Genomic DNA, 14,090 nt, shown 5'->3' with positions numbered 1-14,090 from the left:
CAATCTAAACACGTACTAATTGAGGCTTAATGTAGCCTCTTCCAATCATCATGAAATCTAAAACTACCACCATGAGAACCAAGTTCTCCCTTTCCATTGCCCTTTATTTATGCCTGACGGTGCTTACGCAGGCGCAAACCGTTTCAGATTCAACCTCTGTGGCTGCCTCAACTTCGACCACTTCAGAGGACGGGTCGGCCAAACCCTGGCAACTGAGCGGTTTTGTGGATGTGTATTATGCCTATGACTTCAATCAACCGGAGAACCATCTGCGGCCGGGCTTTCTGTACAACCACAACCGGCACAATGAATTTAATGTGAACCTGGCTTTGCTGCGGGTAAACTACGCGCAGGACAAGGTGCGCGGGAACCTGGGGCTGATGGCGGGTACCTACGCCCAATACAACCTAGCCGCCGAGCAGGAGTTGCTGCGGCACGTGTACGAGGCCAACGTGGGCGTACAACTACTGCCCAAGGTTTGGCTGGATGCGGGTATTTTCCCTTCGCACATTGGCGCGGAGTCGGCTATTTCTAGGGACAACCTGACACTCACCCGCTCACTGAGCGCGGAGAACACGCCGTATTATGAAGCAGGCGCGAAAATCACGTTTGAGGTCTCGGAAAAATGGACGCTCACGGGCTTGGTGCTCAATGGCTGGCAGAACATCCGCGAAACGGACGGGAACCAGAACAAGGCGCTGGGCACGCAGATTACGTTTAAACCGTCCAGCAAAGTGGTGCTCAACTCCAGCACGTTCTTCGGGAATGAGAAGCCAGACAATGCCAAACAGCGGCGGTACTTCCACAATTTCTACGCCTCGGTTTCGCCCGCCGATAAGTGGAGCCTGATTGCCGCCTTTGATTACGGGCTGGAGGAAAAAGCGGGCGATGAAGACGGCTACAACCGCTGGTGGAACCCTACTTTGGCGGTGAAATATCAGGTTTTGCCCCAGTTAGGCATCGCGGCCCGCGGCGAATACTACCATGACAAGAACGGCGTAATCATCGGCACTGAAACGGCCAACGGCTTTCAGACGGCAGGCTATTCCCTGAACCTGGATTTCGCGCCCACTTCGCAGGTGCTCTGGCGGGTAGAGGCGCGGGTGCTGGATTCCAAGGATAACATCTTCACGAAAGAAAATGGCAACCCTACAGATAAAAATACCGCTCTGACTACGTCTTTGTCTTTTGCTTTCTAGCTGGGGCGAGGGGAATTGCAACCGTGTTTACCCACCCCTGCCCCTCACAGGAGGGGAGTTTGTGAAAAGAGATTTTCTAAAGCGATACCTCCTAAAGAACGCAAGGAGAAAATTTCCCTCCTCGGAGGGGCAGGGGTGGGTTCTACTTCATCAAAAGTAAGGCTTCAAATCAATGGTTTCAGGGGGAAAATCGGCGGACGGGAAGTTTCTGGAGTTAATCAGGCACGCGCGGCGGGGGAAGTTCAAAATCTACATCGGGCTGGCGGCGGGCGTGGGCAAGACGTACCGCATGTTGCAGGAGGCGCACGCGCTGCTGGCGCAGGGCGTGGATGTGGTGGTGGGCTACGTGGAGACACACAACCGCAAGGAGACGGTGCAGCAGCTGGAAGGGCTGCCGGTCATTCCGCGCAAGGCCGTTTTCTACAAAGGCCGTTCGCTGGAGGAGATGGACGTGCCCGCCATTCTGCAACGCCGCCCCGAGATGGTGGTGGTAGATGAGCTGGCGCACACCAACGTGCCCGGCTCGGCGCACGAGAAGCGCTGGCAAGACGTGGTGCAGCTGCTGGAGGCGGGCATCCATGTGATCAGTGCCGTGAACATTCAGCACCTGGAAAGCCTGAACCAGCAGGTGGAGAAAATCACCGGCGTGGAGGTGACCGAGCGCGTGCCCGACAGCGTGCTGCGCCTCGCCGATGAAGTGGTGAACATCGACCTGACTATTCCCGAGCTGCTGGAGCGGTTGCAGGCGGGCAAAATCTACGACCCCGCCAAGGTGGAGGCGGCGCTCAGGAATTTCTTCCAGCAAGACCACCTGCTGCAACTGAGGGAACTGGCGCTGCGAGAGGTAGCCAACCAGCTGGAACGCCAGATTGACACCGCCCACATCACCCCAGACCGACGGCATACGGAGAAGCTGCTCACCTGCATAGGCACCAACGCCAAGGGCGCGCGGGAAATCATCCGTAAATCGGCCCGTCTGGCCGATAGGTACCACGCCGAGTGGTATCTGCTCTACGTGCAGACCTCCCGCGAGACGAGCCTCAACATCAACTTGGCCACCCAGCGGCACCTCCTCAACAATCTGCAACTGGCCACCGAACTGGGGGCGCAGGTGCTTAAAGTGAAAGCCGAAGACGTGGCCGAGGAGGTGCTGCGCGAGGTGAACGAGCGGCAAATCACGCTGGTGACGCTGGGCATCACCACTGGTTCTTTCTGGCAACGCTGGTGGCGCAAAAGCATCACCGGCGAAATTATTTCCCGCATTACTGCGGCCAATACCGAGACGGATATTTACTTGGTGAATTATTAGAAGGAAACTTTCAGCAAGCGGAAAAAGGCTACCTTTCCGTTTTTGGCCTGTTTTCAGGAAAAGAGCCGCTAAATGAAATTCGGTTTTGGTAGAACATGGCCTGCCAGCTTGTGTGCTATCATGGAGTTCTTTGTAATTTAAACTATGAAAATAGAGAAGCTGAAAATGGAATTAGGAGCACCTGAATATGGGTGGCTTCCTGTGAAGTTGACTTTTGGAGACTTTGATTTACAATTTAAGGCTTCGGATGTTCCAGCAAATCCAATTGACCAATTGATTACTTCTTTAAGAAATGTGATTAAAGGAATAAATACAGAAGTTTGGTGGCATCTAGAGCCTGAAGGCTACTATTTTGAATTTGAAAGAATCAGTGACAAATATAGATTCAAAATTAGTTTTGAGGATTCAGACAATACCCAAAGAAAAGAATTCTTTGAATTAGATGGAGACTTTAAATCGGTGATATTGCCTATTTATCGTGCTATTGTAAAATTTATCGCCCAACCACATAACCCATATAACTGGCCCCAAACAAATAAATTAGAAGCAGAAGAGTTAGTTGGATTGGTAAAAGAAATCAAGACTACATAGAACAACGTGTAATCATCATGACATGACCGACGTCTTTGCATTATGTTTACAAGAGACCGGCAAACGTAGTGACAGCTAATGAACCCTTCCTTCGCTTGCCCTAATATCTTTTTGAGACGAAGTTTTGGGTATTGCATTTAGCAGATTCTGGCTGGTGCATGCGTGCCTTGCGTGCTCGCGTTTAGGGGCTATTTTTTCAAAAATAGCCCCTAAACAAAAGTTAAAGTCTTAAGGCACAAGCGGAGTCTTGTGTCAAAGACGGAAAAGAAAACGCCGAACAGCTTCCATGGTACATAACATTACCCCCTTACAATCTACATGAAACTTAAAACCAAAATCCTGCTGGGGTATCTGGTGGTGCTGGCCCTGCTGCTGGGCCTGGGCAGTTACAACCTCTACAACCTGAACCGCCTGGACCGCGCCGCGCAGAACATCCTCAAGGACAACCTGTACTCGGTGCAGCTGGGGCAGGAGATGAACAACGCCCTGAGCCATCTGCTGGTCACGCAGCAGCAACTGGTTTTCCTGAAAGCCGACTCCGCAGAGATTGCCGAAAGCACCCGCGCCGACCTTCGGCGTTTTGAGGCCAGTTTACAAAAAGAGAGCGAAAACATCACGGAGCTGGGCGAACGGGAAACCGTGGAGTCTATGCGCCAGACCTTCACCGAGCTGAAGCGCTTGCTGCACACCTCGGCCGGAGTGCCATCTGAGGCCTACTTTGTGACCGTGATGCCCAAGTACCAGTTGCTGCAGGACAAAATCCACCAGATGGTGAGCCTGAACACCGATGCCCTCCAACTCAAAAACCAGCAGGCGCAGGAAACCTCGCAACGGGTGTGGCAGTACACGCTGGCCCTGTTGGCCTGTAGCGTTTTGTTTGCGCTGGTGTTCTGTTTCAGCGTGCCCGAGGCCCTGACCCAGCCCATTCAGCAACTCATCACCTCGCTGGAATATGTGGCCCAGCGGAACTTCTCCCAAACTCTGCCCATCAAAGGCAATGACGAGTTCGGAGCGGTGTCTAAGGTCTTTAACCAGATGCTGGTCCGCCTGCGCGAATACGAAAAATCAACCCTGTCTGAGCTCATCACCGAAAAGAACCGCATCCAGTCCATCATCACTAACCTGGACGAGGCCATCATTTTACTAGATGCCGAAGGGAAAATCATTCTCGCCAACCCCGTCGCCTGCCGTCTGCTGGGCCTGCCCCCCGAAAAACTGATTGGCGCAAAAAACCAAGACGTGGCCGCACAGAACGATTTATTTAAGGAACTGCTGAAAGGAATGGAAGCCGGAAGCAGTGCCTCGCCGGAGGCGGTTCTGTCCATCACCGACCTGGGCGAAGAGGCGTACTACCGGAAATCGGTATTTCAGGTGCTGGCCTACAATGAGGTCGTAGGCAAACAGGAGTTTGCGGGCTACATTCTCTCGCTTCGCAACGTGAGCGATTTCAAGAAGCTGGACCAAGTGAAATCTAACTTCTTGGCTACCGTCTCGCATGAGCTCAAAACCCCGCTGGCCTCCATTAACTATTCCCTCAAACTGTTGCAGAACCAGCGCATTGGCGAAATGAATGACGAGCAGCAGCACTTGGTCTCCACCATCAAAACCGAAAACCAGCGCCTCCAGAAAATGGTCACCGAGCTGCTGGACGTAGCCCGTCTGGAGAACGGCAACATCCAACTCAACATCGCCACCGCCAACGTAGCCGATATTGTGCAGTTCGCGGCCAACACCATCCAGCTCCAGCTCCGCGAAAAGAACATCCGCCTGGATATCTCCTTGCCGCCGCAGTTACCGCCGGTGAAAGCCGATGTGGAGAAAACCTCCTGGGTGCTACTGAACCTCCTGAGCAACGCCATCCGCTACTCGGCCCAGAATGAGACCATTGTTTTATCGGCCAGAGAAGGCAAAGGAGAGGTGGTGGTGCGGGTGAAAGATCACGGTCCCGGCATTGAGCCGCAGAACCATGAGCGCATCTTCCAGCGCTTCGTGCAGGTTCCGGGAAAAGAGGCTTATAAAGGTGGTTCTGGTTTGGGACTCTCCATTTCACGGGAGTTCATCCAGACGCAGGGCGGCCGCATTTGGGTGGAGAGTGCCGTGGGGCAGGGGAGTACGTTTGGGTTCACGGTGCTGGTGTAACCTGCTGCAACCAGAAAGAATAAAGCCCGCCGCTTTTGCTGGTGTTCTCACTAATTCTCTAGAAAGATGGGCCTTACTGTTTGCTAGTGAAATACGCAGTCAGCCCGATAGTAGTAACTGTCGGCTTCACTGAAATGGCTTGTGCTAAGAAGTAGTGGTCGCGGATTTCTTGTAATGGGTTACGCTTGCAAGCGAAGGATCTGTACCGTTTTCTCGTCTTTTGTCCCGTGGAAGAACTTCTCCAACACTTCTTGAAAGACAGGAGGAGTCGCAGGCAAAGAGGCGAACAAGGTCATGGAAGATTTGAGTTTCAGGTCATCTGGGCTCCCGAAGATGCGGTGGGCGTCTTTGCTTTCCAGTTTTAGAAGGGCCTCGCAGATCTCCACCAGCCGACGGCCTAAAACCGGGTGCTGCAAAAATGCATCGGCTTCGGGTAGGTCTTTGATGGCGTAGAACCTGGACGTCTCGCTAAAGCCCAGCCCCTGTATCTGCGGAAAGATATACCACATCCAGTGGCTTTGTTTTCTTCCTTTCCTTATCTCAGAAAGCGCCACCTCATAGTCTCTGTCCTGCGCGCTCAGGAATCTTTGCAAGCCGTTCTCTTTCATGGGAAGTGGGATACTTTTGATGTTTTCAACTATATACGGCAAAATTCTATGTGGATGATAATACTACAAGTACCCTTCCCAGAAATGTAGCGTCGTTACCCTGTAACGACGTGGTTCCATACAACAACCTCATCTCTCTTTGACTATTGCTTTTTATGGCAAAAATGCGGATTCATTTGCATGGAATGGTTAATGAAGGATAGAACAGTCAGCGCTGCGTAGAACCACGTCGTTACAGGGTAACGACGCTACATTTTTGTTTTTGAGCTCCTTTTAGAAAAAGAGCCTGAAAACGGTTATTTAGTCTTTTCGTTTATGCATTTATGGCCAAATATGATATGTTCAGCAAAAGCGCCCGCCGTTTAAAGGGCTATGACTATCGGTTGGAAGGACTATATTTCATCACGATTTGCACGCAAGACCGTTATCCATATTTTGGTGAAGTAGTAAACGGGGAAATGGTTTTGTCTGATGAGGGACAGATTGCCCATGATTATTGGCTTGATCTGCAAAAGCATATGCCTCATCTATTTCTGGGCGATTTTGTAGTGATGCCAAACCATGTGCATGGAATAGTGGGACTAGAGGGAATTCTATGTGATGGTTCCACCTTAGAGGACAACAAGGCCTTGCCTTATAATGGTATTACCGGTAAAAACGAGTTTATGGCCAACTTAGCACCTAAAGCAGGTTCTATATCCCATGTTATAGGCTTTTACAAATCCACCTGCACTAAAATGATCAGGAGTGTGAGTACCGAGCCGTTCGGGTGGCAGCCTCGTTTTCATGACCGCATCATTAGAAATCAACGAGAGCTACTTCTCATTGAAAATTATATTTTGAATAACCCTGCTAAATGGCAGGAAGACCAGTTCTATAAAACTAAAATTGAATAGAACTGAAATGTAGCGTCGTTACCCTGTAACGACGTGTCTCCATGAAACAAAAACGGTTATCCAGGAATCCAAAGCAAAAAAGGCGCAAAATGTATGGCACGGTTTAAGGAGGCAGATCCGGTTACTGCTGCCAGAACCACGTCGTTACAGGGTAACGACGCTACAATCAAATCATCTGAAAACAAAAAAGCCTTGCAAACTTTCGTTTACAAGGCTTCTGAGTACCCAGGGCCGTTCTTCTGAGGCTTTTTGATGGATATAATCAAAATTTATTTATTGTTGGCTGATCACAAGGAGCTATGTTTATTTAAATTAATAAATGTAAACATTTTTTAGCCTTTATTTTGCCACCTAATCTGCCACCAAGGATTTATTATTAATATTCTGATAACTTATGTCGAAAAGAGGCATGGGTGATTTTACAAAGAATATTTATTTACTCCCTACCTCTTAAGCAGTAGCAATACCATAAGTAAAGTTAGCCCTGTTAACCAAATCATTCTTCATTCGTTCCATAAAGTAAAAAGATTGGAATAGCATGGAAGATAAAAACCTATTGAACAGGCGCAAAGTCTTAGGCGGCATTGGCGCAGGCTTAGCGGTGGCAGCCGTTGGTCCTATTTTCTCAGGACAGGCAGCCGCAGAACCAACCAATTCCGCTCCACTAGAATTGCAGGACCCCACGGGCAAATACCCCAAGCCGCCCTTCAAAGGGCAATCGCAGCCATGGCCCGGCTTGGCCAGCAAAATGGACCCGAGGCCGGACCACGGGGAGAAGAGCTACAAAGGTTCAGGTCGTCTGAGAGGCAGAAAAGCATTAATAACCGGAGGTGACTCGGGAATGGGACGGGCCGCCGCCATCGCCTACGCCAGGGAAGGCGCAGACGTGGCCATCAACTACCTGCCCGCTGAGGAGGAGGACGCCAAGGAAGTTATTGCACTCATCAAAGCCGAGGGTAGAAAAGCCATCGCTATTCCCGGTGACATCCAGACCGAAGCTTTTTGCAAACGACTGGTAGAAGAGGCAGTGAAAGGACTGGGCGGCTTGGATATCCTGGTCAACAACGCGGCCCGGCAGCAAACAAGGCCTACAATTCTGGAGATTTCCTCCGAGGATTTTGACCGCACTATGAAGACCAATGTGTACGCGCCTTTCTGGATAACCAAGGCCGCCTTGCCGCATATGAAGGCAGGCTCCACTATTATTTGTACCACCTCAGAACAGGCCTATGACCCCTCTGCGGAGCTGCATGATTACGCGCAGACCAAAGCGGCCAACATGAGCTATGTGAAATCCCTGGCCAAGCAGCTCGGGCCGAAAGGCATCAGGGTAAACGGGGTGGCACCAGGCCCCATCTGGACACCGCTTCAGGTGAGCGGAGGCGCGACCCAGGAGAAGCTGAAGCAGTTCGGTGGTGATACGCCTTTAGGTAGGCCGGGTCAGCCAGTTGAGCTGGCTTCCATTTATGTGCAGCTCGCCGCCAGTGATGCCAGCTACGCAACTGGTCAGATTTACGGCGCATCTGGCGGAAGCGGAAATCCTTGATGTAATTTCCTCCTTCTGTAAAAGAGAGAATTATTTACTGTCTTGTTGGTTTCTGTTTTCGGCCTCATTTTTAGAAATGAGACCGAAAACAGAAATGGCTTATTGCAACTGAAATCTCAGGTAGGAAGGTACTACATATTTTTCGGCACTTCCTAGCATGTGCATGCGTAGGCCTTTGGCGGTGAAGGGTTCCCCGTTGTCAATCTCGGAGATGTTGGTCTCTGTGATACCCATCCCATCTACCACCGTTACCAAGCCGCTGCCTACTACCTCTACATTCCCTCCCTGGGTCACCAGGATGGCAGTGTCCTCCTCCAGCCCAATGCCAATGCACTCCGGGTTGGTACAGATGGCCTGGGTCAAACGTACAATTCTCCCCCGGGTCAGGAAATGGGTGTCAACGGCCACATTCTTCAGGAACTCCAAACCGGTGGTGACGCGCACGTCGCCTTTGATATAGCCACCCTCAGACTTGCCTTCGTAAATCATAGGGGTTGACATAGCGGTAGCCCCGGCGCTAGTACCGGCAATGATGATATCTTTGAAGGCATAGGTTTCCTTCATGGCTACCAGCATTTCAGAGCCCCCGAAAATAGAGGTCAGGCGCAGCTGGTCCCCTCCTGTGAACATGATGCCTGCCGCATTTCTGACCAATTCCACCAACTCCGGGTTATTGGCTTCTGGTCGGGTGCGCACATCTGCCACCTGCACATTCTTTGCACCCAATCCGTGGAAAATCTCCACGTAGTCACGGGCGGTTTTCTCCGGCTGCCGTGAGGCGGTGGGGATGACCACAACCAAGGGGTTCTCTCCCTTCAGTTCATCTACAAAACGTTTCAGTATCTCCTCGCTGATGAAGTTGATGTTGTGCTCCTGTTGCCGCGAGGGCTTATCGCCTTTGTCCTCCTTACCCCCAATAATCAACAATCTTCCCTTTGGAATGACCCTTGTTGCCTCTGAGTTGGGAATTCTTTCTCTTTTTTCTTTTGTCATAGCAGGTAGATTTCTAGTATGGATAAACTCTTTCAGCTCCTATATTGGCTAGCCAGGAAAATTTAATGGCTTTTCTGCACTTCGCCGGTCATGGGCACAAACCGAACGGGTATAAGTTCCCGCTCAATAAAATTGTTTTCTCCAGCCCTGACCAGCATAATTAGTTTCTGGAGGTTTGTCCCTACCGGGGCAAGTAGCCTTCCGCCAATTTTCAACTGTTGTTTCAGCGGCTCCGGGATGGACGGCGGGGCGGCGGTGAGTATGATGGCGTCAAAAGGGGCGGCCTCTGGCCAGCCCCTGTACCCGTCCCCATGGCGGGAGGTGACGTTACGTACCCCGGCTTTCCCTAAGTTCATGTTTGCCACCTGAGCTAGCCACTCCACCACCTCTACACTATAGACTCGGGCGACAAGGCGGGACAAAACCGCCGCGTTATATCCACAGCCGGTCCCCACCTCCAGCACCACATCATCAGGCCTCAGGCGGAGCGCCTGCGCCATGTAGGAAACGATATAAGGCTGGCTGATGGTCTGGCCCATACCGATGGGCAGGGCGGTGTCTTCATAGGCTTGTTCTCGGATATCTACCGGCACAAAAAGCGCCCGATCCACCTCCCACATGGCTAGGAGCACCTGCGGGTCTGAAATTGCACGCCCTTTCAGGTGCCTCGCCATCATTTCTTCTTTAGTTGCTGCCATGGACCAGAATTTTACCACATATACCCTCTTACCATGAATTGGTTGTTGCTGACAGAGGCTTTAAGGGGCTGAACCGCTTTTTAAGGTTATTTCAAGACGGGCCATCACCTAAAATGGGTATATATACTGATTTAAAAGGGTTTATACTCAGCTGAAAACTTTAGGCGAAGCGATCAAGTAAAAAGATTATTCTATCCAACTGATCGCCTCCACTGTTTCCGGGTGGCAATTGTCATTTCATTTACAGCCTACAATGAAAGAAATCATCCAGTATTATGGGTTAAAGTGGTACAGCGTTTTCTTGATGTACCCAGTGCTGATTTTCAACAGGTTCCTTGAGACAAAGTACCCAGGCTTATCCCTGTTCGCACTTGGAAAGAGCCAAGGTATTGATCTATTGTTGGAGCTTTTCCTGAAAGGGACCACGTTAGGCCTGTTTTTTTACTTTCTTCCCAACAAGCTTCGGCTCTCCCCGGTCGAGAGATTAACACGGGCAATTAGCCTCGGGTGGGTCACTTGGTTCATCCTGTTTTCCTGAACCTGTTCACAAACCACCTATGCGGAAATTACGGGCAATCCATAGAGCTTTAGTAAACCTGTCGGAAGAGCTGCAGATGGAGCGGGTCAATTTAGAGTCTTCCAGCGAGCTGTTAGTGGTGAAAGCAAAAAGCTTGCTGATGATGGAATGTGCGGAGAGCGCCCTGCCTGAGAAAATTCAGATTACCCCCCGCATACTGCTTGAAATTTGTGAGAATTCTGTTGTAGTGGAATGCGAATTTGTCGCCAATGATCCACTAAGTAAGAAGAATCTAAGTGTGAAGGTGTTTCCCTGTATCCAATTTATATTGGATGGTCCCAGAGACGCAGAGGTAGTTGCGTCCCTTTCGGATATTTACAGGGAATACAATGAGGTGCAAGGTGCAAGCAGCACATTGTCATTTGAGAGGGGGATTTTAGGACTTGAGGAATTTAAAAATTTTCTGATCTTTTTAAAAAAATCAATCTAAAGTGAACTTACTGTGAAAGGAAGCTTCTTTATGCTAATTCTATAGAGACTTTCTTCGAGTTTTAATACTAAAGAAGTCCTAACTGGTGCCTTTACTGAAAAGGTTTTTCAGTTTCTTTACCCAATTAGGCTCTGCTACCTCATTTTCTAGTAAATAAGCATAGGGATGCAGGCCACGCACGTGACCGCACACAATTCTGATGACCGCGAAGAGTGGTTCAAACAGTATCATGCCTGCCACGCCCCAGACCAGCTCCCCCGACACCACCGCCACAATGGTAAAGAATGGGCTGAGATTTAATTTGGCACCCATGACCAGCGGTTCTATGATGTTGTTGTCAATGGCTTGGGCTACCAACATGACGGCGACAGTAGGAACAACCATTCCAGTGGAACCGCTCACCAAAGCCATCACCAATGGGAATATACTCCCCACAAACGCACCAATGTACGGCACCAAAATGGGTAGCGCCGCGATAGGGGCTACCAGCAAAGCATTTTCCAGCCCGATGATGGAGAAACCAATGGCATAGAAAGCTGTGATGAATAGGATGGAGAACAAACGCCCTGCCAGGTATTGCCCTGCTACTTCTGTAATTTCCCGCAGGGCGACCCTAACGTTGTCCTGATGTTCCGCAGAGAATAGTTTCAAGAAAAATTGATGGTATTTCTCCCGCTTCCAGAGCAGGAAGAACATGTAGAGCAGCACCAGGGCAAAAGAGGTTATTAGACCCAGGGAGCCTTTGAGCAGGGAAGTGCCAAATTGGTTAGCCGACTGGGAAAACTTCTGTATCTGCTCCTGCACAAATTTGATCTGCTCCTGCGGGGCTACCCCAAACTGTTGCTGCACCCACTGCTGCACTTGTGTGACCATTTCCTGTAGTTTGCCCTGTATCTGGGGCCACTGTTCAGAGAGGTTAGCCGCCTGTGCGGCAATGATCAAGAGAATGAGAGCAATGGTAACTATCACTAACAAAATGCAAAGCAAAGTGGCCGCTATCCTACCCACCCCTTTATTCTCCAACCAATTGCTTACCGGCAGCAGGAGCATGGACAGTAGGATGGCAAACCCGATGGGAATTAGGAACAGGCGGGCATAATAGAGAATTACCACGGCCAGCACTGTGAAAATGGCTATATAAGTGGCATGTGAGAGATAGTTTTTTCCTGTCATCTGGTCTTTGCTTCTTAATATCCTTAACGTAAATGACCGCATGGTGGGTTGAAAAAGACTACCATGACGTGGTTTATGGAATAAGTTGCAACCCCAATTGCTCATTTTCGATTTACAACCTACTCTCTTTTTTATCCAAAGGTCACTACTTGTCTAGCAATTACTACTTGATTTTGGAGTAAATACTTAAAAAATGGATTTGAAATAACATTCTTATTTATATGCCGTGTTGTTGGAAATAGACAAGGAATAGAATGACTGCCATTGACTTATTTTTGCTCTGCCTGTACGCGCAGGTGGAAGGACTGCCCGAGCCTGAGGATACTCCTGTCTGCCTTGGATAAATTGCCTTTGACGCCAAACTATAGAGGCATTCTCAGAGGACCTCAAGAGGAACGGTTTCCTGAAAATGAGTTTCCTGCATGAGCCGCAGCTGTATATCACCCCAACTGGTAAAGCCCGCTCAATACGGCTCCTTCTGCAACAGCGTACCATATGAGATAGGCCCAAGTATTAATTATACCCTTTGGCCTTCTTGTTTTTTATCCTGCTGAGATTGGCTATTATTAATCTTTTGTTCTGTGGCAGGGTATGGAAAGCTTTCCCCTGTTTTTGGTCTGTTTTTCAGAAATCAGGCCAAAAACAGGGGGGAGCTGCCGAATTAATAGTTATTGCCTGGCCACTCGGTAAATTACACCGTTGGTATCATCAGAGACCAGCAGGGAACCGTCACGGTTCACCGCCAGCCCCACCAGCCGCCCGAAGTGGGAGCTGTTGCTATTGATGAGGAAACCGGTGAGAAAATCCTCGAATTGGGTGGGTTGGCCATCTTGGAACCGGAGCCGCACTACTTTGTAGCCCACGGGTTCCCGGCGGTTCCAGGAACCGCGCATTGCCACGAAGGCATTATTCTGGTACTCTGCGGGGAACATAGAGCCCGTGTAGAAGACTATGGCCATGGGGGCGGCGTGGGCTTGGTAGGTGAGCGTGGGGAGCGTGGTCTTAGCCAGATATTGGGCGTAGGTGGTATCACCCTCGGGGCGGTCACCGGGGTTGTACTTGCCTTCCCCGAAAATGTACGGCCAGCCGTAGTGTTTGCCCTGCTCAATTCTGTTCAATTCCTCCTTCTGCTCGTCGTCGCCCAGCCAGTCTATGCCGTGGTCCATGCCCCAGAACACATTGGTCTGCGGGTGCCAGCCAAACCCGATGGTGTTGCGCAGCCCTTTGGCGAACACCTGCCGGGACATGGAAGACAAATCTACCTTCAGCATGGTGGCGTTCTCCGGGTTAGGCTCCGGGCAGGAGTTACAGGTGCTGCCTACCGAAAGGTACAGCATGCCGTCCGGCCCGAAGGCCATGGTCCGGTTGGGGTGCTGTCCGCCGTCCGGCAGGTCGTTGATGAGCATCTGGGGCGTGCTTAGGGAGCCCGTGGCCATGTCAATGTTGGTTACGTACAGCTCCTTCACGGCCACAATGTAGAGCTTGCCTTGCCTTACCGCCAGCCCGTGCGCCTGCTTGATGTTGGCCACCACCTGCTTGCGGTCAGACATGCCGTCTCCGTTAGTGTCTTGCAGCAGAGTCACCGTGCCCGCCTGCCGGTCTGAGTAATACACGTAGCCTTCAGGGGTTACCGCCAGAATGCGGGGCATGCCCAGGTTCTCGGCGAACTTGTTCACGGCAAAACCCGCTGGTACTCTTAGGTTGCGCATGTTCTGCTCCGTGGCGGGAGCCAAACCCGGACGGAAGATATAGCCATCGATGTGGGTGGTGGTAGGGTCTTTGTCGGTTTCAGGAATGCTGTTTTGCCATTCGTCATCGTCATCGCTGCAGCCCATCAAAAATGCCGAGCATAAGGCCAGTGCCAAAGTAGATTTTCGCCATAAATTCATAAAAGCAGGGGTATGATTTTAAACATTAGATATGGTTAGCAA

Annotated in this window: 12 protein-coding genes; 7 read left to right on the top strand and 5 right to left on the bottom strand. The window is 50.5% G+C overall.

What is annotated here, in order from left to right:
* Window positions 1-50: 50 nt before the first annotated feature.
* From EFA69_RS19120 to EFA69_RS19105, 4 genes are all read left to right on the top strand, one after another.
* Complete coding sequence (locus EFA69_RS19120) at window positions 51-1,199, top strand: porin (protein ID WP_245964637.1); 1,149 nt, start codon at window positions 51-53, stop codon at window positions 1,197-1,199.
* A gap of 172 nt (window positions 1,200-1,371) precedes the next feature.
* Window positions 1,372-2,508: a sensor protein KdpD gene (locus tag EFA69_RS19115; RefSeq protein ID WP_123134653.1), complete on the top strand. Its 1,137-nt coding sequence runs from the start codon at window positions 1,372-1,374 to the stop codon at window positions 2,506-2,508.
* Window positions 2,509-2,652: 144 nt separating this feature from the next.
* A complete protein-coding gene (locus tag EFA69_RS19110) occupies window positions 2,653-3,099 on the top strand; it encodes a hypothetical protein (protein ID WP_123134652.1) in 447 nt (148 codons plus the stop codon).
* 318 nt (window positions 3,100-3,417) lie between these two features.
* Window positions 3,418-5,238, top strand: coding sequence for a sensor histidine kinase (locus EFA69_RS19105; protein WP_123134651.1), 1,821 nt, complete (start codon window positions 3,418-3,420; stop codon window positions 5,236-5,238).
* 179 nt (window positions 5,239-5,417) lie between these two features.
* Here the strand turns inward: EFA69_RS19105 and EFA69_RS19100 are convergent, their stop codons facing one another.
* Window positions 5,418-5,846 carry a DUF1810 domain-containing protein gene (locus tag EFA69_RS19100; protein WP_123134650.1) on the bottom strand — a complete coding sequence of 143 codons (429 nt, stop codon included), beginning with the start codon at window positions 5,844-5,846 and terminating at the stop codon, window positions 5,418-5,420.
* Between the two features lie 323 nt (window positions 5,847-6,169).
* Between EFA69_RS19100 and EFA69_RS19095 the strand changes: the two genes are divergently transcribed.
* Together EFA69_RS19095 and EFA69_RS19090 are read left to right on the top strand one after the other, a co-directional pair.
* Window positions 6,170-6,742, top strand: coding sequence for a transposase (locus EFA69_RS19095; RefSeq protein ID WP_123134649.1), 573 nt, complete (start codon window positions 6,170-6,172; stop codon window positions 6,740-6,742).
* Between the two features lie 538 nt (window positions 6,743-7,280).
* Complete coding sequence (locus EFA69_RS19090) at window positions 7,281-8,288, top strand: SDR family oxidoreductase (RefSeq protein ID WP_123134648.1); 1,008 nt, start codon at window positions 7,281-7,283, stop codon at window positions 8,286-8,288.
* Between the two features lie 99 nt (window positions 8,289-8,387).
* Here EFA69_RS19090 and EFA69_RS19085 read toward each other — a convergent pair whose 3' ends face one another.
* On the bottom strand, window positions 8,388-9,281 hold the full coding sequence (locus tag EFA69_RS19085; RefSeq protein ID WP_123134647.1) for a cyanophycinase: 894 nt from the start codon (window positions 9,279-9,281) through the stop codon (window positions 8,388-8,390).
* A gap of 62 nt (window positions 9,282-9,343) precedes the next feature.
* A complete protein-coding gene (locus EFA69_RS19080) occupies window positions 9,344-9,979 on the bottom strand; it encodes a protein-L-isoaspartate(D-aspartate) O-methyltransferase (RefSeq protein WP_123134646.1) in 636 nt (211 codons plus the stop codon).
* Window positions 9,980-10,536: 557 nt separating this feature from the next.
* Between EFA69_RS19080 and EFA69_RS19070 the strand changes: the two genes are divergently transcribed.
* Window positions 10,537-10,986 carry a hypothetical protein gene (locus EFA69_RS19070; protein ID WP_123134644.1) on the top strand — a complete coding sequence of 150 codons (450 nt, stop codon included), beginning with the start codon at window positions 10,537-10,539 and terminating at the stop codon, window positions 10,984-10,986.
* Window positions 10,987-11,064: 78 nt separating this feature from the next.
* Here the strand turns inward: EFA69_RS19070 and EFA69_RS19065 are convergent, their stop codons facing one another.
* Both EFA69_RS19065 and EFA69_RS19060 read right to left on the bottom strand, forming a co-directional pair.
* A complete protein-coding gene (locus EFA69_RS19065; protein WP_123134643.1) occupies window positions 11,065-12,159 on the bottom strand; it encodes an AI-2E family transporter in 1,095 nt (364 codons plus the stop codon).
* 668 nt (window positions 12,160-12,827) lie between these two features.
* Window positions 12,828-14,048: a PQQ-dependent sugar dehydrogenase gene (locus tag EFA69_RS19060; RefSeq protein WP_123134642.1), complete on the bottom strand. Its 1,221-nt coding sequence runs from the start codon at window positions 14,046-14,048 to the stop codon at window positions 12,828-12,830.
* Window positions 14,049-14,090: the final 42 nt, after the last annotated feature.

This window comes from Rufibacter immobilis, from assembly GCF_003721565.1.
GTDB lineage: Bacteria > Bacteroidota > Bacteroidia > Cytophagales > Hymenobacteraceae > Nibribacter > Nibribacter immobilis.
This window is presented reverse-complemented; position numbering and strand designations above follow the sequence as displayed.

Coding starts and splice junctions, on each gene's coding strand:
- EFA69_RS19120 (WP_245964637.1), top strand. CDS start 51: ATGAAATCTAAAACTACCACCATGAGAACCAAGTTCTCCCTTTCCATT.
- EFA69_RS19115 (WP_123134653.1), top strand. CDS start 1,372: ATGGTTTCAGGGGGAAAATCGGCGGACGGGAAGTTTCTGGAGTTAATC.
- EFA69_RS19110 (WP_123134652.1), top strand. CDS start 2,653: ATGAAAATAGAGAAGCTGAAAATGGAATTAGGAGCACCTGAATATGGG.
- EFA69_RS19105 (WP_123134651.1), top strand. CDS start 3,418: ATGAAACTTAAAACCAAAATCCTGCTGGGGTATCTGGTGGTGCTGGCC.
- EFA69_RS19100 (WP_123134650.1), bottom strand. CDS start 5,846: ATGAAAGAGAACGGCTTGCAAAGATTCCTGAGCGCGCAGGACAGAGAC.
- EFA69_RS19095 (WP_123134649.1), top strand. CDS start 6,170: ATGGCCAAATATGATATGTTCAGCAAAAGCGCCCGCCGTTTAAAGGGC.
- EFA69_RS19090 (WP_123134648.1), top strand. CDS start 7,281: ATGGAAGATAAAAACCTATTGAACAGGCGCAAAGTCTTAGGCGGCATT.
- EFA69_RS19085 (WP_123134647.1), bottom strand. CDS start 9,281: ATGACAAAAGAAAAAAGAGAAAGAATTCCCAACTCAGAGGCAACAAGG.
- EFA69_RS19080 (WP_123134646.1), bottom strand. CDS start 9,979: ATGGCAGCAACTAAAGAAGAAATGATGGCGAGGCACCTGAAAGGGCGT.
- EFA69_RS19070 (WP_123134644.1), top strand. CDS start 10,537: ATGCGGAAATTACGGGCAATCCATAGAGCTTTAGTAAACCTGTCGGAA.
- EFA69_RS19065 (WP_123134643.1), bottom strand. CDS start 12,159: ATGACAGGAAAAAACTATCTCTCACATGCCACTTATATAGCCATTTTC.
- EFA69_RS19060 (WP_123134642.1), bottom strand. CDS start 14,048: ATGAATTTATGGCGAAAATCTACTTTGGCACTGGCCTTATGCTCGGCA.